The following is a 20508-nucleotide window of genomic DNA, read 5'->3' as shown; positions in this document are numbered from 1 at the left end:
GAATTCAATGATTTTTTATAATGAGGTGTACTTGATTTTAGTAATATATACATAGCGTTATTTACACGCTACGTATTTGACGAGTATTTTCATTTAACTTAAGATGCACCTAATTCGTTACGTTTGTCAATTTGGTGCATTTTGACAACTCTTCTAGTGGTTTTCTCTTACCATACCCCCCGAAATCTTGCTGGGTTACTTGCTGTATATCGCACTGTATGTTGTATATTCGTGTGTCCCAAATAATCCTGAATTAAACGTGTATCGGCGCCTTTATCCGCTAATGCATAACCGCATGCATGCCGTAACATATGAGGATGAATACCAAGGGTCAGCTTAGCTAGCTCGCCGAGCCGTGAAAAAAGTTGATAAAAGCGCTGGCGAGTCATGGCAGTCCCTCTTTCAGATAAAAATAACCACTGACTTTCTTTCCCTTTCCATGTATTTCTAATTTTTAGCCAAGCTTTAATCAGCGGGATCTCTTCATCAATCAATGGATGATTTACTGAAAAACCATTCTTTAAACGATGAACATATAGCTCTTTACTTTCTAAGTTAAGATCAGATAACTTTAGCGATAGAGCTTCGCTTGCTCTTAATCCATGTATAAAGCACATATAAATTAAGCAAGAATTACGTTCGGGATGGCGAGATAAACGACAAGCAGCTAAAAGACGAGATATTTCTTGGTGAGTTAAATATTTACGAGTGGACATGAATATTTCCCATTTTAGTCAGAAAAAGCCAATCATATCTAAATTATTCAGCCTAACACATTCATTTTTTAGATAAATATAATGATTTCATTCCACCAGTGAAATAAAAAGTTATTTATTATCCACTCATTCAGAAATTAAAGTCTAATTAACTAAATTTAATATTTGTAAAATCATTTTTCACATATTTTTTGAATGAACGTTTATTTGGATTACCGTATTCATCTGGCTTTGAAGCTAGCTTTAATTACCTAAAACTAATATACCTAAATCAATAAGGCCATAGGCTAGATTTTCAGCAGGTTCATTAAAGCCTAGCAGCTCGGCTGCTGCTTTGTCGCCTTCACATAAAGGGGTTTTGAACATCGCTATTTTCTTGGTCGATTCCCATTTTTTCTTCATTACTCCTATTAGCTCAGTCGGTTACTAGAGGCACAATCATTTTAAAATACGGCTTCTATGTAACTTATTGAAATAAAATTATTTAATGTTAATTTCTGAATCAAGGTCACCCTCCTTACTTTTGTCATACATTATTGATCGCGCACAATACCCATCTATATGCCCGCTATAAAATAACTATTGAAATCAGAGAAGTGAAAAATACCAAAAATAAATTTCAAAAAAAAATTATTTATAACATTAAGAAGCAATGTTAAGTGAGGCAGATATGGATAAAGCATTATCTGATGGATTACTCCAATCGGAGATCAGCCGTCGAAAACTAGTGCAAACCAGTACGGTGGGCGGGCTCGCGCTTGCTAGCGGTGCATTAAGTTTACCTTTTAGCAATGTTGCCAATGCCAATGAAGCGACGCCAACCCCTGAAGAAAAAATTGTCTGGAGTGCGTGTACCGTTAACTGCGGAAGCCGTTGCCCGCTGCGTATGCATGTGGTGGAGGGGGAAATTAAATACGTTGAAACCGATAACACGGGTGATGACGTGTATGGCGATAAACACCAAGTGAAAGCCTGCCTGCGTGGTCGCTCTATGCGCCGCCGCGTGTATAACCCTGATCGTTTAAAATACCCAATGTTGCGTGTGGGCGCGAGAGGGGAGGGAAAATTCAAGCAAATCACTTGGGAAGAAGCTTACGACCTAATTAGTGGTAACCTCAAGCGCATTATTAAAGATTACGGTAATGAAGCGGTCTATTTAAACTACGGTACAGGTACTTTAGGGGGGACAGTTGCGCGTTCATGGCCGCCAGCAAACTCGCCAATTGCGCGTTTAATGAACTGCACGGGTGGTTATTTAAACCATTACGGAACATACAGCACAGCACAAATTAGTTGTGCAATGCCATATACTTATGGCAGTGGTGCGGGTAATAGCGTGTCCGATATCGAAAATTCAAAATTGGTGGTGTTGTTCGGAAATAACCCTGCGGAAACACGGATGAGCGGTGGGGGGATCACTTATCAATTAGAGCAAGCCCGTGAACGTTCTAACGCACGGATGATTGTTATCGACCCTCGTTATACTGACACTGCCGCAGGGCGTGAAGATGAGTGGATCCCTATTCGTCCAGGTACTGATGCCGCATTAGTGGCAGGGCTTGCCTATGTGTTGATCACTGAAGATTTGGTTGATCAGCCATTTTTAGACAAATATTGTGTTGGATATGATGAAAAAACACTCCCCGCGAATGCGCCTAAAAATAGCCATTATAAAGCGTATATTTTAGGGCAAGGGGATGACGGCATTGAAAAAACACCTCAGTGGGCAGCAAAAATTACGGGTATTCCAGCCGATAAAATCATCAAATTAGCACGAGAAATCGGTAGTGCGAAACCTGCTTATATTAGCCAAGGCTGGGGGCCACAACGCCATTCTAACGGGGAACAAACCGCACGCGCGATTGCTATGTTGCCGATTTTAACGGGGAACGTGGGGATCAGCGGAGGTAATACAGGGGCGCGTGAAGGAAATTACGATATCCCCTTTGAGCGAATGCCAACCCTTGAGAACCCAGTTAAAACCAGTATTTCGGTGTTCTTATGGACGGATGCTATTGAACGTGGCCCTGAAATGACCGCAACTCACGATGGTGTGCGTGGTAAAGATAAGCTGGACGTACCGATTAAATTTATTTGGAACTACGCTAGTAACAGCTTGATTAATCAGCATTCTGATATTAATAAGACTCACGACATTCTTCAGGATGATAAAAAATGTGAAATGATCGTGGTCATTGATAACCACATGACCGCATCGGCAAAATACGCGGATATCCTTCTGCCCGATTGCACGGCTTCTGAGCAAATGGATTTCTGTCTCGATGGTGCTGCAAGTAATATGGGCTATGTGATTTTTGCCAGCCAAGCCATTGAGCCACGTTTTGAAAGTAAAACTGTGTATGAGATGTGTACGCAAATCGCACGCCGTATGGGGGTTGAAGAAAAGTTCACTGAAGGGCGCACTCAAGAAGAATGGCTGCGCCATTTATATGAAATTTCAAGGGAAAAACTGCCTGAGTTACCAGATTTTGAGACCTTCCAGCAGCAAGGGATCTACAAAAAAATGAACCCGCAGGGGCACGTGGTGGCACATAAAGCGTTCCGCGAAGACCCGATTGCGAACCCATTAAATACCCCATCAGGCAAAATTGAGATCTACTCCGACCGTCTAGCCGATATCGCTAAAACATGGACTCTTGAAGAAGGGGATCTTATTTCGGCTATCCCGATGTATTCCCCTGGCTTTGAAAGCCATGAGGATAAACTGACTAAGCAATACCCACTGCAGCTGAGTGGCTTCCATTATAAATCCCGTGTTCACTCTACATATGGCAACGTAGATGTGATTAAAGCCGCTTGCCTACAGGAAATGTGGATCAACCCAATTGATGCTGCGCGCCGTAATATTAAAAATGGCGATATGGTACGTATATTCAATGACCGTGGTGAAGTGCATATCAATGCGAAAGTGACGCCACGAATTATTCCAGGTGTTGTGGCAATGGGGGAAGGGGCATGGTATGCGCCAGATGAAAACAAGATAGACCACGGGGGAAGCCTTAATGTCCTGACCACGCAGCGCCCGTCGCCGCTGGCAAAAGGCAACCCGCAGCACAGCAATCTTGTTGAAGTGGCTCGGGTATAGGGAGGAGATAAATTATGACAACACAATATGGTTTTTATATTGATTCAGCCCGTTGTACGGGGTGTAAAACGTGCGAATTAGCGTGCAAAGACTACAAAAATTTATCTCCCGAAGTGAATTTTCGGCGTATTTATGAATATACAGGCGGTGACTGGCAAGAAGATAACGGCGTCTGGCACCAAAATGTTTTCAGTTATTACCTGTCAATTTCGTGTAATCACTGTGAAGACCCTGCGTGCGTCAAAGTGTGCCCAAGCGGGGCGATGCACAAGCGTGAAGACGGCTTTGTGGTGGTGGATGAAAGTGTCTGTATCGGTTGCCGTTACTGCCATATGGCTTGTCCATATGGTGCACCACAGTTTAATGCTGAAAAAGGGCATATGACAAAATGTGATGGCTGTTATGAACGTGTGGCCGAAGGGAAAAAACCGATTTGTGCTGAATCTTGCCCGTTGCGTGCATTGGATTTTGGCCCAATCGAGGAGCTGCGCAAAACGTATGGCACCTTGGCGGAGATCGCGCCATTGCCTGAAGCGCATTACACCAAGCCAAATATTGTTATTAAGCCGAATGCGAATAGCCGCCCTGTGAACGACACCACGGGTCACTTAGCTAACCCAAGGGAGGTATAAGATGGGCAACGGATTACATGAATGGCCGCTGATCCTGTTTACAGTATTAGGACAAAGTATTGCGGGGGCAGTGATTGTGACTGGTCTTGCGTGGTTATCGACAGATGATAAACAGCAAAAACAGCGTATTGTGAATGCAATGCTGGCTTTGTGGGTGCTGATGGGGTTAGGTTTCTTGGCGTCCATGATGCATATGGGGTCGCCGTTACGTGCATTTAACTCAATGAACCGTGTTTTTTCATCATCACTGAGTAATGAAGTGCTGTTTGGCTCCCTCTTTTTTGCACTGGGGGGCTTATGGTGGCTGCTGGCTGTGCTGAAGAAAATGCCTGAAGGGCTCGGTAAAATTTGGTTGCTTCTCACCATGGCGATGGGACTGTTATTCGTCTGGGCGATGACTCGTGTCTATATGATAAGCACAGTATCGACATGGAACACGCCACATACCACGATTGGCTTCTTTATGACTGCCTTTGTCGTTGGGCCGATTTTAGGTACGTTGTTATTACGTATTGCTAAATTTCCGTGCCACAGTGGGCGGCTCGCACTGATCAGTATTGTGGCGTATGTGATTACGATTGCCTCTGTGCTGGTGCAAAGTGGTGAAATCGCACTGATAGCATCATCGGTACAACGTGCGAGTGCTTTAGTTCCTGATTTTGGTTCGCTGCAAATGGTGCGTTTAGTGGCAACAAGCTTTGGTTTGATGTTATGGATTTTACCGCTAATGAAGCAAAACCAGCCATCCGTTATCAGTTTGTTCATCGGCACATTGTTGGTGTTGTTCGGCGAATTAATTGGACGCGGGCTGTTCTATGGTCTACATATGACAGTAGGAATGGCAGTCGCCTAATCGGTAAAACATCTCAACGTAGGGAGCCAGTTTCCCTACGTTGAAAACGCAGAGACAATCAATATGCATGATGCGCAATTTCTTGAACACGTTGCTGTAACGGGGCGGGTTTTGGGTTCTTTATTTTATTTTGCTCCAGACAGTGAAAATAACGCGGAGCTCATCGCGATTTTGCGAGAGCCAACATGGCATGAAGAGTGGCCATTTTCGTTGGCATCACTCAATGAAATTAACGCATTATTTGCAGATTCAACAAAACAAAATGAGCCACTTGATGAAGCGTGGCAGCGGTTATTTATCGGCCCCTATGCCTTACCTGCACCACCTTGGGGCTCTGTGTGGTTAGATAAAGAAAATATTATTTTTGGGGATTCTACCGTTGAGCTGCGCCAATGGATGCGTTCAAAAGGTATTGAACCTGCCACAACGCAAAAAGAGCCTGAAGACCACATTGGTTTGATTTTGATGTTAGCCGCCTGGCTGGCGGAACAAGATAGGCGAAATGACCTTGAGGAATTGCTAGCGTGGCACTTGTTACCTTGGTCAGCACATTTTCTTGATGTTTTCGCCACGCAAGCCAATAGCAATTTTTACCGTGGGCTCGCCATGCTAACGCAAGAAACTCTAGCGGGAATTCAAAAGCAATTATCTTTACCCGTTATGCAAAAAACGGTGTATTACAAAGGGAATGCACCTGAGTAATGCTTGAAAAGAAAGCCAAATTTTTGGCTTTCTTTCTTTTGGACCGTTAAACCAACCGCCAAACCAATTCTTGCCTGTTATCTATCGTCCAATGTGATTTTTTTCCTGAAAAACTCACTCCGCCAACCCATCGTGTTTCTTCAATGTAATTGAGTGCATAGGCGTGACCATTAAGTACGTTTTCGCCTATATCACTAAGGAATAAAGGTTGTTTTTCAAAAGGTCGTTGTTGGTCGTTTGATGTTAATAGTGGTGTGGCACCGATTAAACAAGGTTTGAGTAGGCAATAAAACATCAAATCCCCTAAAAATGGCAAAGGTTCCAGGTGCTCAATAAGGGTTTTAAACGTATCCTCAAGGGTCGCACCAGGGTTATCACGGAGATAATGCAGTGCTAGGGATTCTGTGAGGGACAGCCCTGTTTGGTTATTGGGATACTCTTGCAACATCCTGAATAATGCAGGCGCAAGCAGTGGTAGAGTGGGGTAATGCTGCCGAGCGGCTTTGGCAAAATTTGTTGGGTTCTCATCGGTAAATGCTGCCCAGACGTGCTTGGCAATCTCAATTTCTGTCCGTCCGATAGTTCTTCGTTGTGCCCATAGCCAAGGTAAAATCTCAGGCGAAAGCTGGCCGAAGCCGACAAAGCGTTTTATGCCAGGAATGCTAGCTATATCAATCAGTTCAAGTGAAGGATAAGTCGGGTTGAGGTTTGCCAGAACACGAATTAAAAACAGTTGATCATATGGGTCTGCTTCACACCAGAAAATGACCTTTTCGCTCTCCGCTAGCTGAGATAGAGCATGGTATTCTTGATCAAATTGCTGGGTAATTTTCTTAAGTGGGATAGAAAAATATTGGCTAAGTGTATGAGTTCGCAACGAACGATACTGATCAAAAGGCAGAGAAGGGACGGGACCAAGGCAAAAGGGGTCAGTAAATGGGACAAAAGCTCCAGTAAAACCCGCCACCCGCAGTTTATGTTCAATATCATGACCGCAGCGCCAATGCGTTGTTTGGCTTTCATTATCGGCGCTAAAGTTTGGGTTATTTGCGGCAAATAAAACCGTATCGACATGGGCTTTTAGCTTTGGCCAACTTGAAAAGCCAAGTTCATTGGCAATCAACCATTGTGCAGATGCTAAAGTGATATCAGCGTGAGGATGGGTTTGCTCAAGCAATAAACGTTGCTCTGAAGCTTGCCCCGCTTTCATTTGTTGCAGTAGCTTTTTGGCTTTTTTACGAAAAAAATTTAGGTTGATTAACCCGTTATTAACAGGAAATTTTGGCATACGAGCTCCTTGATTACCGATATCCGCATTCAGGTAGGGCCGTAAGATAAATGAATAAGTGAGTTAGCCTGAGCAGGGCTCTTTCCGCGGATGGATGCATGGCAGATGCATAGCTCGAAATATAGTAAAAATAGCGGGGAGAGGCAAATAAAATAGCACCGTAGCCTAAGCCAACGGTGCTATGCAACGATTATTCAATCAATCATTGTTGTGCTTCGCTTTGTGGGACATACGGTGTGTAAACACCCGTTAGGCTCTTCAGGAAGGCAACAATATCGTCGACATCTTTTTGTGGTAGCTCTTTACCGACTTGATAACGCAGCATCAGTTTCACTGCCTCATCTAAGGTTGCTACGTCACCACGGTGGAAATATGGTGCGGTTAACTCAACATTGCGCAGAGTTGGCACTTTCTGGCGCAGTTTGTCGCGCTCTTCAGAGGTGACATTCATACGGCCAATATCTTGTGCAGTGACTTCACCGAATTCATAGTCTTTCTTCAAGCCTAACGGTTCGAAAGAACGACCACCGAGGATCATGCCGCCGTGGCAAGTTGCACATTTATTCTCTTTAAATAATTGGTAACCATGCAACTGTTGCGCCGTCAGTGCAGTGCTATCGCCACGTAACCAATTATCAAACGGTGAATCAGGGGTGATTAAGGTTTTTTCGAATTCCGCGATGGCATCAGTGATGTTGTTTCCTGTGAATCCTTCAGGGTAAACCGCATTGAAATCCTGTTTTAATACCGGGTCTTTATCCAGTTTTACAATGATTTCATCCCATGATTTGGACGCCATTTCAATTGGGTTTAATGGCGGACCACCGGCTTGTGCTTGTAAGTCAGGGGCACGACCATCCCAGAATTGCTCAACGTTAAACACGGAGTTAAATACGGTTGGTGCGTTGATTGGACCTACCGCCCCGCCAACACCGATAGAAGTTTTACGACCATCAACTCCACCTGCGTTTAGCGCATGGCAGTGAGCACAAGAAATGGTGCTGTCTCCCGATAAGCGAGCGTCATGGTAAAGGCGAAAGCCTAATGCGACTTTTTTATCATCCACTTCCATCGATTTTGGAATAGGTTGGATTGGTTCATTGCGGTGCTCCGCAGCAGTGTCTTCAGTGGCATAATGCTCAGCACGTTGCTTCGCAATCCAACTGAGTAACTTGGTGCGTTCTTCATCACTCACGCTACTTGCCCAGTGCAGTGCGACATAGCGTGTTGGTGGCATGGTGTGATTCTGCATCACCCACTCAATTTTATTCAATTCACTCTGAGGAACGGGTTCTCCCGCAATTAACGCAGCGCGAGCGGCTTCAAGGTTAAAGGATTTATAACCCAGCTGGATATCGTATTCCATCAGTTGTTTAGCGATTGGAAATGAGGCATAAGCAGGTAAGTCAGTTGACGGCGTGTGACAGTAATCGCATCCTTTTTCGGCAAAGAATTGGAGGACTTGATTATTTTCTGCAATTTTAGATGTCTGAATGTCATTATTTTGTCTTCGTTGATCATCGTGGTACCACACATATCCCGATAACCCAAAATAACCGAGTAAAAGCAAAAATATGACAGCGACCGTAATGCGAGTAAGTTTTTTCATTACACTATCCTTGGAAGATTGCGGTCAAATATAATTAAATATTTTTAGTTAATATAATTCTATAGCTGGACTATGATGGATAAATAAAGCGCAATGGTTCTTGATTTTTATCAATGATAACCATTGGTTTAATCGATTGCTGAAATAAGATTTACCTATCAATAAGAATAAAATATATTTTTATCGTCTTTTGTTTGTTGTAGTTTGCTGATTTTATTGAATTATATTTATTTTCGTGATTTTATTTTTATTTGAAATTATCATTTATTGCTGACTGGTCATTAATGATGACTTTGCTGTTAATTCAAATAAATTAAGTAAATTTAACCAATCTCAATATAATTTAAGTCAGGTTTTATGTTTATTGCAAATTAAATGCATATTTAAAATGAATCAAATAAAGAAATAAATAAAGCGTGAACTAAAAATAATGATGTAAAAATAGTGAATTATTTTTATCTTATTACCGAAAAATCGTTAAAAATGACTCAGTCAGTAAATTCTCTTCTAAAATTCATTTCCTTCGAAAATCCTTGAGATTGCAGATGTGTGTCGATAATGGCTATTTACCCCCCTAACTTCATCGTCATTAGTGTCGAACTTTTAATGTTTTTTATTTAATTAATTGATAAATAACAAAAATAATCATGGCATGAAATATGCTAATACAACTCCATCAATATGAATAATTCGACCAATTTGATTGGAGGGTAAGGCGAATGAATCGCTTTGTGATTGCCGACCCGCAACTCTGTATCGGATGTAATACCTGTATGGCTGCATGCTCAGAAACACATAAAGCACAGGGATTACAATCACATCCGAGACTGAGTGTGGTGAAAGTAGGAGAGCTAACCGCCCCGATGCTGTGCCGTCAGTGTGACGATGCACCGTGTGCGCGGGTGTGCCCAGTGAATGCGATTACACATGAAAATGACGTGATCGTATTGAATGAGAGCCTGTGCATCGGGTGTAAGCTCTGTGGTTTAGTGTGTCCGTTTGGGGCGATTACGCCATCAGGCAGTAAACCTGTCGATATGCCTGATTTCTTTGAGCAATATGTGCCAAAAGAAATGCTGCTCGATGTGCCAGACAGTTTGCCGACCATGAACCCATTCTTAGCGTGGAATGCGGGTATTCGCAATATCGCCGTGAAATGCGATTTATGTGACTTTAGCGAAGATGGCCCTGCATGTGTGAAGGTTTGCCCAACCGATGCCCTCCATCTGGTTGAGGAAAACCAATTGGAACACGAAAGTGCGAAACGCCGCAATGCGTCTGTCGATGCGATGCCGCCTGAGTTCGACATTTTTGTCTCACGGCAGGAGAACCTTTAACATGACAGCGCTTCAATTACTTTTGTGGTCAAATGCCTTATATACCGTCGGTGGGTTTGCTTCACTGCTGTTTAAGCGCCAAGAAAAAATCGCTATTTATGTGGCGGGGATTTCGGCAATCATTGGTGGATTATTGGGACTATGCAGCGCCATCCCTGTCTTAATGAACGGTGAGGTTCTGACGTATATGGCGCAAGGGCCATTCCCGTTTGCCCATTTTGTGGTGCGGATGGATGGCTTAGCCGCCTTTATGGTGATGGTGATTTCGTTGCTGGTTACCGTTAGTGCCCTGTATTCATTGAACTATGTTCAAGAATATTGCGGACGTGGGGCGTGGAGCATGGGCTTCTTCCTCAATCTGTTTATCGCCTCGATGGTGGCCTTGGTGGTGATGGATAATGCGTTTTATTTCATTATCTTATTTGAGATGATGTCACTCGCATCTTGGTTTCTCGTCATTGCTGACCAAGACGATAAATCGATTCGTGCTGGCCTGCTGTATTTCTTTATCGCCCACGCAGGGTCGATTCTGATCATGATAGCGTTCTTCTTAATGTGGCGACAAAGTGGCAGCTTAGATTTCGATTCCTTCCGCCAACTCACCCTTTCGCCAACCATGGCATCCGTCGTGTTTTTATTGGGATTTTTTGGCTTTGGCGCCAAGGCAGGGATGCTCCCATTACACAGTTGGTTACCGCAAGCTCACCCCGCAGCACCGTCACACGCCTCCGCTTTGATGTCAGGGGTGATGGTGAAAATCGGTATCTTTGGGATCATCAAAGTGGGTATCGACCTATTAGGTGCAACCCAAGGCTGGTGGGGTATTGTGGTGTTGGCCTTCGGTGCTGTGTCTTCTGTCCTTGGAGTCATGTACGCACTGGCAGAGCACGATATTAAGCGCTTACTCGCTTGGCATACCGTTGAAAATATCGGGATCATCTTGATGGGGGTTGGTGTTGGCATGGTCGGTATGGCAAATAATATGCCAGTACTGGCGACCATTGGCCTGCTCGGTGCGGTTTACCACTTGCTCAACCACGCGGTATTTAAAGGGCTGTTATTTCTTGGGGCTGGGGCGGTGATTTACCGCATTCATACCCGTGATATGGAGAAAATGGGCGGGTTAGCGAAACTCATGCCACTAACGGCAACGGCCTTTTTAATCGGCTGTATGGCGATTTCAGCGTTGCCACCCTTAAACGGTTTTGTTAGTGAGTGGTACACCTATCAATCCCTTTTCTCAATGAGCCATGAAGGCACATTCATCATGCGTATCAGTGGCCCTATCGCCATTGTAATGTTAGCCATCACAGGGGCGTTGGCGGCGATGTGTTTTGTGAAAGTGTACGGTGTCAGTTTTTGTGGCGGCGCGCGCAGCGAACAAGCCACTAAAGCACGGGAAGTGCCTTGGACAATGACCGCGGCGATGCTGATTTTAGCGGTTATCTGCGTGATCTTAGGCGTGGGTGCCAGCGTGATTGCTCCAGTATTGGCAAATGTGGCGATGTCATTAACTAGCGCAACGGATATTACCGTCGCCCAAGGAGCGATGTTAATGCCTGATAGCGCGGCACAAGCGATGATCTCCCCAGCGATGACCTTCGTTTTGTTGCTCGCCTTACCGCTTATTCCGTTCATTATTTACTTGGTATTCAAAGGCAAGCAAATGGGCTTTCGCCGCAAAGGCGATGCGTGGGCATGTGGTTATGCATGGGAAAAAGACATGTCTGTATCTGCGGGGGGCTTCACTCAACCGCTGCGTTCTATGTTTGCGCCACTATATCGCATGCGTGAACAACTCGACCCATCAGCACGGTTAGCACAAACCTTAGAAGTGACGAAAGCAGGGGCGGGGCAAGTCGAGCCTTTCTGGGATGAAAAAATTATTTACCCATTCGTCCGTTGTATCAATCGAATTGCGAAGCGCATGCAGTGCTTACAAGGTGGGGACTTCAGACTGTATTGCCTGTATGTCGTTGCTGCGTTGGTGGTGCTGCTCGTCGTGATCGCGGCGTAAGGGGAGAAATCATGACAATTCAAGAAACACCGACATTGATGATGGGCTTCTTTGCCGTAATTCAAGCTGTTATTTTGCTGCTGCTAACCCCGCTATTCACGGGTATTTCACGGCAAATTCGCGCCAAAATGCACTCGCGCCAAGGCCCTGGTATTTGGCAGGATTACCGCGATATTACCAAACTGCTAAAACGCCAATCTGTTGCGCCACGTGACTCAGGGGTGATATTTCGCGTCATGCCGTATGTGCTGCTTGGCAGTATGCTGCTGTTAGCGATGGCTTTGCCCGTTTTCACCCTGAACTCGTTGTTTAGTGGTGCGGGCGACTTAATCATCGTGCTGTACATTTTTGCGTTTTTCCGCTTTTTCTTTTCACTCTCAGGTTTGGATACTGGCAGTCCATTTGCAGGAATTGGCGCAAGCCGTGAGCTTACCCTTGGGGTGTTAGTCGAACCAATTCTATTCCTTGGCCTCTTGGTGGTGGCGCTGATTGCCGGCTCAACCAATATCGGCACCATTAGTTCAGTGATGAGCGAAGGCTGGATTTCGCCCACCGCCACTTTTTTAGCACTGTTAGCGTGTGGTTTTGCCACCTTTATTGAAATGGGGAAAATCCCGTTTGACGTGGCAGAAGCAGAGCAAGAGCTACAAGAAGGGCCATTAACGGAGTATTCAGGTTCAGGTTTAGCGTTAGTGAAATGGGGCATTGGCCTCAAACAGGTGATTGTGGCGGTGCTGTTTTTATCCATCTTCTTCCCATTTGGTAATGCCAGTGTGTTGACAGTGGGAAGCTTGTTGATTGCGTTAGTGCTGTTGCTGGTGAAATTACTGGTGATTTTTGTGCTGGCGTCGCTGGTGGAAAACAGTTTGGCGCGTGGGCGTTTCTTACTGACACACCATGTGACTTGGCTAGGATTCGGTGTTGCGGCACTCGGATTCGTTTTTTACCTCACTGGCCTATAAGGAGCGACACAGCATGTTAGAAAATATTGCACTCGCCACGCTACTTATTCCATTTATTGGTGCGTTACTGGTGAGTAGCTTACCCACCCGCATGGCACCGTGGCTGAGCACCATTGTTGCATTGATTGCTTCAATCGGCACAGGGATACTCGGCTGGTTGTATTTATCGGGTGGCAAAACCGCTACCTCACTGACGCTAATTCAAGCAGGGGAGGTCGAACTATTTGGCTTCACAATTGACGGTGTCAGTACCCTGATTGCGTTTGCCGTGGTGTTCTTGGGTTTTTTAATCTGTTTATATTCAACGGGTTATTTAACTGAGGGGAACCGTGAACACGCCCATGGGCCAACCCGCCGTTATTATGCATTCTTGCTGGTATTTATCGGGGCAATGGCTGGCGTGGTGTTATCGTCCACTATTTTAGGTCAGTTGGTCTTCTTCGAAATTACAGGGGGATGTTCTTGGGCATTGATTGGTTATTACCAAACCGAAAAATCCCAACGCAGTGCGATGAAAGCGCTGCTTATCACCCACATTGGTTCGTTAGGGCTGTACTTGGCTGCTGCCACCTTATTTATCAACACAGGGACATTCGCGTTGAGTGCCATTGGCCAGCTCAATGAGTCTGCAAGTTTGATTGTGTTTGGCGGAATTTTGTTTGCGGCATGGGGGAAATCAGCCCAATTGCCTCTGCAAGCTTGGCTACCCGATGCGATGGAAGCACCCACCCCTGTGAGTGCTTACTTACACGCCGCATCAATGGTGAAAGTAGGGGTCTATATCTTCGCCCGTAGCTTGATGTCTTCGGATCATGTGCCTGAAATCATTGGTTGGGTAGGCGTGGTGATGGCAGTCATCACTCTGGTGTATGGTTTTATGATGTACCTGCCACAAAAAGACATGAAACGTCTGCTTGCATGGTCAACCATTACTCAACTGGCTTATATCTTCCTTGCCTTATCGTTATCTGTTTTTGGCTCTAAGGAGGCCTTCCAAGGGGGGATCGCCTATATTTTCAACCACGCATTTGCCAAAAGCTTGTTCTTCTTGGTTGCAGGCGCGCTGAGTTATAGCTGTGGAACAAGGATGTTGCCACGTTTACGTGGCTTAGCAAAACGTTACCCACTGTTGGGCGTGGGGTTCTGCGTTGCCGCACTGGCAATTGCAGGGGTACCACCACTTAACGGCTTCTTCAGTAAATTCCCTATCTTCGCAGCAGGCTTCGCCCTTTCTGAACACTTCTGGATACTCACACCAATCATGGTGCTGGTGTTGATTGAATCGGTCGCCAGCTTTGCGTGGCTGTTGTACTGGTTCGGTAAAGTGGTGCCTGGTGAGCCAAGTGAGGAAGTGGCGAATGGTAGCGCGGTTCCATGGGCAATGCAGTGGGTGATTGGTTTGCTGATCGTGATGTCCTTCTGTTCGAGTGTCATCGCCGTCATCTGGCTCAATTAAGGGAGAGAAAGTATGACTGGTTCCATGATTGTGAATAATTTAGCGGGATTGATGATGATCACCTCGCTGTTGGTTATCGGGGCGAAGCGCCCGGTGACCTCGTGCTGGTTCTATGCCTTGCAATCGCTGGTGTTAGTGGCGATTTTTGGCACCTTGTCCCAGACCCTCAATGCGCCTGAATTAGCCATGTGGGCAGGTTCGGCTTTTATCACCAAGGTCATTTTAGTTCCTGTGATTTTAGGTTATGCATTTCGCAAGCTGTCTGACCCGTCAGCCAACGGTGGGGTGATCAGCCCTGCGTGGTTAATGCTAGCGGCAGCAGTGATTGTGGTGTTGTGCTGGTTTGTAGTCGAGCCTATCAAATTGCCGATTGCCACAGAGCTTAAACCTGCGTTGGCAGTCTCCCTCGGTCACTTTATGTTAGGCCTACTGTGCATCGTGACGCAGCGCAATATCCTTAAACAGGCGTTTGGTTACTGCTTGATGGAAAACGGCTCTCACCTAACCTTGGCCTTACTTGCTTATAAAGCGCCTGAGCTAGTGGAAATCGGTATTGCTACTGATGCGATTTTCGCTGTGATTATCATGGCGGTACTGGCGCGTAAAATCTATCGCACGCTCAACACACTGAACGTGGATCAACTGACCGCGCTGAAGGGGTGATGAGATGAGTCAAAGTATGTTGTTAACATTATTAATGGCAACGCCGCTGGTTATTTCACTGCTGGCCTTTGCGTGCCGATTGCTGGGCAACGGTGCAAAGCCAGTTGTCACACTGGTGCATATCGTCGGCATTGTGGCGCTGTTGGTTTTGTCATTGTGGATGGTCAATACCATCAATGAGGTTGGTGATTTACTGATGGCAGGGAATTGGATCCATTTGGATAGCCTTGCAGGGTTATTTCTCGCCATCTTAGGTATTGTCGGATTCTTAACGGGTTTGTATTCCATCGGCTATATGAATCATGAAGTGGCAGATGGTGAAATTAGTGTAGGAACATTATGTAATTACTATGGTTTCTTCCACTTGTTCTTATTTACCATGCTGTTGGTGATCACCAGTAATAACTTGATTTTAATGTGGGCAGCGGTGGAGGCAACCACACTGAGTTCGGCATTCTTAGTGGGTATTTACGGGCAGCGTTCTTCACTGGAAGCGGCGTGGAAATACATCATTATTTGTAGCGTAGGCGTTGCATTTGGTCTGTTCGGGACAATTTTAGTGTATGCGAATGCGGTCAATGTGATGCCAAACCCTGAACTGGCCATTTTCTGGACCGAAGTGCTGAAATACACTGAATTACTCGACCCAACCTTAATGCACTTAGCCTTTGTTTTTGTGCTAATTGGCTTTGGTACCAAAACGGGTCTATTCCCAATGCATGCTTGGTTACCCGATGCGCACAGTGAAGCACCAAGCCCAACGTCTGCATTACTTTCTGCGGTACTGCTTAACTGCGCGCTGCTGATCATCATTCGCTATTACATCATTGTAACCTCGGCGATCGGCGGTGAATTCACTCAAACGCTACTGCTAGTGTTTGGTTTGCTCTCTGTGGCGGTTGCGGCATTTTTTATCTTAGTGCAAAAAGATATGAAACGCCTGCTGGCCTATTCCAGCGTGGAAAACATGGGGTTGATTGCGGTGGCGTTAGGTATTGGTGGCCCACTTGGCGTGTTAGCAGCGCTGTTGCATACCTTGAACCATAGTTTGGGTAAAACCTTGCTGTTTTGTGGTTCTGGGAATGTTCTATTGAAATACGGTACGCGAGATATCACCGTGGTGAAAGGTCTACTGCGTACCATGCCATTTACGGCAGTGGTATTTGCGGGAGGCGCATTAGCCCTTGGCGGGATGCCGCCATTCAATATTTTCCTCAGTGAATTCATGATTGTGGTTGCGGGGATCGCAGCTGACCATTTTTGGTTAACACTGTTGGTTTTAGTATTGATCACTATCGTGTTAGGTGGGTTAGTACGCATGATTTCGAAAACCTTATTTGGCGCGCAACCTGATTGTGTGTCCCGTGGTGAGCTGGGTATTTTAACTACCTTACCAATGGCTATTCTCATCGTATTGATGTTAGTGATGGGAACGCATATTCCGCAGCCTGTAAGCCGCTTACTTGAAAATGCAGCCACCATTGTCTTAACCGATAGCACAGCACCAACAGAATCTACTCAATTACATTATCAATGGCCGTGGGGTGTTAGCGCCTCTACCGCATCAGTGCAGGAGAAATAACGTGAGCTATCAGAACTATACAGATACCCTTCAAGGCGTTCGTAAAGGCGTTGGCTATCTGGCACAAGTCCGCGAGAAATTTCCCCATGCGGTACTGGATGAAGAGTGGCAAACCGCTAATCAGCTCACCATTACCGTAAAAACGGATATGCTACCTGACGTGGTAGAGTTTCTTTACTACGGCTGTGGCGGTTGGCTGCCTGTTTTATGGGGCAATGATGAACGCCCACTTAACGGCCAATTCGCGGTGTATTACGCACTCTCGATGGAAGAAGGGGAAAAGTGTTGGGTGACGGTGAAAGCCTTTGTTAGCCCAATCACCCAAGAGTTCCCGTCTGTGACGCCGCGTGTCCCTGCTGCAGTGTGGGGAGAACGTGAAATCCGTGATATGTACGGCCTGCGCCCTGTTGGCTTGCCTGATGAGCGCCGCTTAGTGCTGCCCGATGATTGGCCTGAAGATTTATACCCGCTGCGCAAAGACACGATGGACTATCGCCAGCGCCCTGCGCCAACCACAGACACTGAAACCTACGAGTTTATTAACGACAGCAAAACCCAAAGCCGTGTTGTGCCAATCGGCCCATTGCATATTACTTCTGATGAACCAGGTCACTTTCGTTTATTCGTCGATGGTGAACGTATTGTCGATGCGGATTACCGTATGTTCTATGTGCACCGTGGGATGGAGAAACTTGCGGAAACTCGCATGGGCTATAACGAAGTGACGTTTTTATCTGACCGTGTCTGCGGGATCTGCGGCTTTACTCACAGTGTGGCGTATACCTCATCCGTAGAAAATGCCCTTGGTATCTACGTGCCGCAACGTGCGCACACCATTCGCAGTGTCCTTTTAGAAGTTGAGCGTCTTCACAGCCACTTGTTGAATATTGGCCTAGCGAGCCACTTTACAGGGTTCGACACTGGGTTTATGCAGTTTTTCCGTGTGCGTGAAAAATCCATGACCATGGCGGAGTTGCTGACAGGGGCGCGTAAAACTTACGGAACTAACCTGATTGGTGGTGTTCGCCGTGATTTTCTCAAAGAACAGCGCGTAAAAACTATTCAATTGGTACAAGAAATGCGCCGCGACGTTACTCAATTAGTGGATATGCTACTGAGCACGCCAAATATGGAGCAACGTACCGTGGGTGTTGGTCGCTTAGAGCCACAAGTTGCCCGTGACTACAGCCCTGTCGGGCCCATGATCCGCGCGAGTGGTTTTAAACGTGATGTGCGCTTTGATCACCCATTTGCCGATTATGGCAACTTACCAAAAACCTTATTCAGTCTTGATGGCTGCGATGTGTATTCAAGGGTGATGGTGCGTATTAAAGAAACACTGGATTCCTTGTCGATGATTGAATACGCGCTGGATAATATGCCAGAAGGGCCAATCCTCACAGAAGGCTTTACCTATCAACCACATAAATTTGCGTTGGGCTATACCGAAGCGCCGCGTGGGGAAGATGTTCACTGGAGCATGTTAGGGGATAACCAAAAACTGTATCGCTGGCGTTGCCGTGCGGCGACCTATGCCAACTGGCCAGTGCTGCGCTATATGCTGCAGGGCAATACCGTTTCTGATGCGCCGCTGATCATCGGTAGTCTTGACCCTTGTTACTCTTGTACCGACCGTGTGACGCTGGTGGACGTGAAAAAACGTAAAGCGAAAACAGTGGCATACAAAGAACTTGAGCAGCACAGCATCGACCGTAAAACGTCGATAATGAAATAGGCGGAGGGCATATTATGTTTAAACTGTTTAAAACCCTTCAAAATGCAGGAACGGCAACGGTGAAATACCCGTTCAAGCCCCTCGAAGTGGCACACGGATTTCGCGGTAAACCTGAGTATGACCCACAGCAGTGTATTGCCTGTGGGGCTTGTATTTCGGCTTGTCCCGCCAATGCATTAACCATGGAAACTGACTTAGCAAGTGGTGAGCGTCGTTGGCAGTTATTCCTCGGGCGCTGCATCTACTGTGCCCGTTGTGAAGAGGTATGCCCGACTCGCGCTATCCATTTAACGGAAGAATTTGAAACAGCAGTCATGAACAAGGCTGATTTGTACATGAAAGGCACTTTCCGCTTACAACATTGCCGTGAATGTGGCGAAGCATTCGCCCCTAAAAAATCGGTGGATTACGCGATGGCGTTAATGGTGGCATCAGGTATCGAAGAAAGCGGTATTGAAGCGCTACGCCCGATGTATGAAACCTGTCCATGCTGTAAACAAAAAAACAATTTGCTGAACAATGACCGCCAAAATTTCCGCTTGCACATTGAGGGAGATAAATAATGAGTCTGCCAGATATTCCTATTAATCACCATGTTAGCCAGCCTATCCAATTGGATGAGCAAGTGGCTAAACTGAAAAGTACGCTGCTCAAAGACATCAAGCGCTCTGCCTATGTGTATCGTGTTGACTGTGGTGGCTGTAATGGCTGCGAAATCGAAATTTTCTCGGCAATTACTCCCGTTTTTGATGCAGAACGTTTTGGGATAAAAGTGGTTGCCTCCCCGCGCCATGCGGATATTTTGCTATTTACTGGCGCAGTGACTCGCGCCATGCGCATGCCAGCACTTCGGGCTTATGAATCCGCCCCCGACCCAAAAATTTGTATCTCGTATGGGGCGTGCGGTTGCGGCGGCGGTATTTTTCATGATCTGTATTGCGTGTGGGGCGGTAGCGAGCACATCGTGCCAATCGATGTGTGGATCCCAGGTTGCCCGCCAACACCTGCGGCGACCATTTATGGCTTTGCCGTGGCACTGGGTTTACTGAAACAAAAATTATCAGCGCAAGACCACCATGAAGCTGATGGTGAACGAGTAGAACTTTTATTGCCATCAATTCCATTAGCCACTCGGGTGATGATCGAACGTGAAGCACGCCGCCAAGCGGGTTATTACCAAGGCCGTGAAATTAGTGATCGATTTTTATCCTTATTGGATGGCGCAAGCCCTGCCCAAGTGCAAAGTACGCTACAAGCGTGGCTTAACGAAGAACAAGACCCCCGTCTGCGTGACATTGTTAACCGTTTAGTCACTGTGTTGAAGCAAGGAGGCATTCATGAGTAGTCCAGCTTCGGCTAGCCCTTCGCCAACGGAAGGCGAAGTCTTTTTTTGGTCTTTGCGCCAAAAGTTTGTCGACAGTGACGATGACATTCCAGAAGATGCCCAGCAAGTGATGTATTACTCGTTGGCGATTGGTCATCACGTTGGGATGATTGATTGCCTAAAAACGGAGTTAGTTTGTCCGCTAGCGGGTTATCAATCATGGGTTCAAGCCTTACCAGAGGGTGAGGCTCGTCGTAAGTTACAAGGCTTAATCACCTTTGGCGAAATTAATATCGACTCGACCCATACCAATATGTTAGCGCTGGCATTAGATGGTTTTGCCAAAGACCCGCAGTCCCCTTACCAAGCGTGGAGCGAAACGCTGATTCAGCTGCTAGGTGAAATTGAGCGGGAACCCGTCATTTATTTGATTGTGAAGCGGCAGGGCGTGGGGCATACAACCCGACAAAGTTCGATGTTATTCGACGATGAACCTTCTGCAAAGAATTCATTACGTTCGCAAAAT

At 46.0% G+C, this 20508-nt stretch carries 17 protein-coding genes and 1 pseudogene; 14 read left to right on the top strand and 4 right to left on the bottom strand.

The window, feature by feature from the left end; translation table 11 throughout:
• Positions 1-167: 167 nt before the first annotated feature.
• Together PSF27_RS11850 and PSF27_RS11845 are read right to left on the bottom strand one after the other, a co-directional pair.
• Positions 168-716, bottom strand: a complete 549-nt coding sequence (locus tag PSF27_RS11850) for a tyrosine-type DNA invertase (RefSeq protein WP_272539376.1) — start codon at positions 714-716, stop codon at positions 168-170.
• Between the two features lie 243 nt (positions 717-959).
• Complete coding sequence (locus PSF27_RS11845) at positions 960-1118, bottom strand: hypothetical protein (protein WP_206083312.1); 159 nt, start codon at positions 1116-1118, stop codon at positions 960-962.
• 268 nt (positions 1119-1386) lie between these two features.
• On the opposite strand from PSF27_RS11845, the gene PSF27_RS11840 reads away from it, so the two are divergent.
• From PSF27_RS11840 to dmsD, 4 genes are all read left to right on the top strand, one after another.
• Entirely contained in the window at positions 1387-3822 is a 2436-nt protein-coding gene (locus PSF27_RS11840) for a DMSO/selenate family reductase complex A subunit (RefSeq protein WP_272539375.1), read from the top strand.
• A gap of 14 nt (positions 3823-3836) precedes the next feature.
• Positions 3837-4454, top strand: coding sequence for a DMSO/selenate family reductase complex B subunit (locus PSF27_RS11835; protein ID WP_206083314.1), 618 nt, complete (start codon positions 3837-3839; stop codon positions 4452-4454).
• A 1-nt stretch (position 4455) separates the two neighbouring features.
• A complete protein-coding gene (locus tag PSF27_RS11830) occupies positions 4456-5307 on the top strand; it encodes a DmsC/YnfH family molybdoenzyme membrane anchor subunit (protein WP_272681512.1) in 852 nt (283 codons plus the stop codon).
• 63 nt (positions 5308-5370) lie between these two features.
• Entirely contained in the window at positions 5371-6009 is a 639-nt protein-coding gene (dmsD, locus tag PSF27_RS11825) for a Tat proofreading chaperone DmsD (RefSeq protein ID WP_272539374.1), read from the top strand.
• Between the two features lie 46 nt (positions 6010-6055).
• On the opposite strand, the gene PSF27_RS11820 is transcribed toward dmsD, so the two are convergent.
• Both PSF27_RS11820 and PSF27_RS11815 read right to left on the bottom strand, forming a co-directional pair.
• Positions 6056-7297 carry a DUF1835 domain-containing protein gene (locus tag PSF27_RS11820; RefSeq protein ID WP_272681511.1) on the bottom strand — a complete coding sequence of 414 codons (1242 nt, stop codon included), beginning with the start codon at positions 7295-7297 and terminating at the stop codon, positions 6056-6058.
• Positions 7298-7499: 202 nt separating this feature from the next.
• Complete coding sequence (locus PSF27_RS11815; RefSeq protein WP_272681510.1) at positions 7500-8906, bottom strand: cytochrome c peroxidase; 1407 nt, start codon at positions 8904-8906, stop codon at positions 7500-7502.
• A gap of 719 nt (positions 8907-9625) precedes the next feature.
• On the opposite strand from PSF27_RS11815, the gene PSF27_RS11810 reads away from it, so the two are divergent.
• From PSF27_RS11810 to PSF27_RS11765, 10 genes and pseudogenes are all read left to right on the top strand, one after another.
• Positions 9626-10243 (top strand): 4Fe-4S dicluster domain-containing protein, encoded by a 618-nt coding sequence (locus tag PSF27_RS11810; protein ID WP_272681509.1) that lies wholly within the window; start codon positions 9626-9628, stop codon positions 10241-10243.
• A 1-nt stretch (position 10244) separates the two neighbouring features.
• Positions 10245-12260 carry a hydrogenase 4 subunit B gene (gene hyfB / locus PSF27_RS11805; protein ID WP_272681508.1) on the top strand — a complete coding sequence of 672 codons (2016 nt, stop codon included), beginning with the start codon at positions 10245-10247 and terminating at the stop codon, positions 12258-12260.
• A gap of 11 nt (positions 12261-12271) precedes the next feature.
• Positions 12272-13222: a respiratory chain complex I subunit 1 family protein gene (locus tag PSF27_RS11800; RefSeq protein WP_272681507.1), complete on the top strand. Its 951-nt coding sequence runs from the start codon at positions 12272-12274 to the stop codon at positions 13220-13222.
• Between the two features lie 13 nt (positions 13223-13235).
• A complete protein-coding gene (locus PSF27_RS11795; RefSeq protein WP_206083321.1) occupies positions 13236-14678 on the top strand; it encodes a hydrogenase 4 subunit D in 1443 nt (480 codons plus the stop codon).
• Positions 14679-14690: 12 nt separating this feature from the next.
• Positions 14691-15341, top strand: coding sequence for a hydrogenase 4 membrane subunit (hyfE, locus tag PSF27_RS11790; protein ID WP_206083322.1), 651 nt, complete (start codon positions 14691-14693; stop codon positions 15339-15341).
• Positions 15342-15345: 4 nt separating this feature from the next.
• Positions 15346-16923 (top strand): hydrogenase 4 subunit F, encoded by a 1578-nt coding sequence (locus PSF27_RS11785; RefSeq protein ID WP_206083323.1) that lies wholly within the window; start codon positions 15346-15348, stop codon positions 16921-16923.
• Between the two features lies 1 nt (position 16924).
• Positions 16925-18658 carry a hydrogenase large subunit gene (locus PSF27_RS11780; protein ID WP_206083324.1) on the top strand — a complete coding sequence of 578 codons (1734 nt, stop codon included), beginning with the start codon at positions 16925-16927 and terminating at the stop codon, positions 18656-18658.
• A gap of 14 nt (positions 18659-18672) precedes the next feature.
• Positions 18673-19221 carry a hydrogenase 4 subunit H gene (gene hyfH, locus PSF27_RS11775; protein WP_272681506.1) on the top strand — a complete coding sequence of 183 codons (549 nt, stop codon included), beginning with the start codon at positions 18673-18675 and terminating at the stop codon, positions 19219-19221.
• On the top strand, positions 19221-20003 hold the full coding sequence (locus PSF27_RS11770; RefSeq protein WP_206083326.1) for an NADH-quinone oxidoreductase subunit B family protein: 783 nt from the start codon (positions 19221-19223) through the stop codon (positions 20001-20003). The genes hyfH and PSF27_RS11770 overlap by 1 nt, the downstream gene beginning before the upstream one ends.
• Positions 19996-20367, top strand: a pseudogene (locus PSF27_RS11765) (formate hydrogenlyase maturation HycH family protein); the annotation flags it as partial. The gene PSF27_RS11770 and the pseudogene PSF27_RS11765, both read left to right, overlap by 8 nt.
• Positions 20368-20508 lie beyond the last annotated feature (141 nt).

The sequence above is a fragment of the Providencia sp. PROV129 genome (genome assembly GCF_028482245.1).
GTDB lineage: Bacteria > Pseudomonadota > Gammaproteobacteria > Enterobacterales > Enterobacteriaceae > Providencia > Providencia vermicola.
Note: the sequence above shows the minus strand (reverse complement) of the source record. Positions and strands in the feature narration are given on the sequence as shown.